At 61.0% G+C, this 625-nt stretch carries 1 protein-coding gene; it reads left to right on the top strand.

Translation table 11 applies throughout. The annotated features are described in order from the left end of the window. Window positions 1-207 precede the first annotated feature (207 nt). On the top strand, window positions 208-402 hold the full coding sequence (locus tag AC1DIX_RS27520; protein WP_442124979.1) for a hypothetical protein: 195 nt from the start codon (window positions 208-210) through the stop codon (window positions 400-402). The last annotated feature ends 223 nt before the right edge of the window (window positions 403-625 follow it).

Here is a 625-nt window from a genome sequence, read left to right as displayed (position 1 = left end):
CAGTTCCAGCAGATCGGCGTGAATGTCCTCAACAACAACGGCGTCATCGGCGCCGGGTTCCGCGGCCCCGATATCGATGTGGCCGCCGCACTGAAGGGCGAAAACAAGCTCACCTTCTGATACCGCCCTTCCCTACACCCCATTGCCGGGCTCTATCCCGGCAATGGGTTTGCAGTCCGTTTACCTGCCATTTTCCCAGGAGGCATCATGGCTATCATCGTCATCAAGGATCTGTCCGAAAACATCGATCTGGACCGCCAGGCAATGCTGGCGATCGCCGGTGGATCGCGATTCCGCACCGGCAGCCGCTTCGTCCAGCCTGTGTCGCAACGGGTCAGGCTGTTCGATCCAGCGCGCATCGGCAGCACCAAGCCCCACACGAAGGACTCGGCGCCACGCTGAAGATTCTCCGCTTCACGACAAAGCCGTCCGGTTCATAGCCGGACGGTTTTTTGGCGCTGTTCGCGCCAAGTGTGGAATCTTTTCTGCAAGCCTGCGGTCCAATGTCGACCTGAACCGTTGACGGAGGCAGCATGCAAGCACGGCAGTTCGAACAGTTCCTGCAACGCCTGTCCTCTCTAACGCGGCGCCAGCGCGACCGTCTAACGCGGCGCCAGCGCGACCG

It is taken from the genome of Massilia sp. 05N420 (assembly GCF_056397205.1).
This window is presented reverse-complemented; position numbering and strand designations above follow the sequence as displayed.

Coding starts and splice junctions, on each gene's coding strand:
- AC1DIX_RS27520 (WP_442124979.1), top strand. CDS start 208: ATGGCTATCATCGTCATCAAGGATCTGTCCGAAAACATCGATCTGGAC.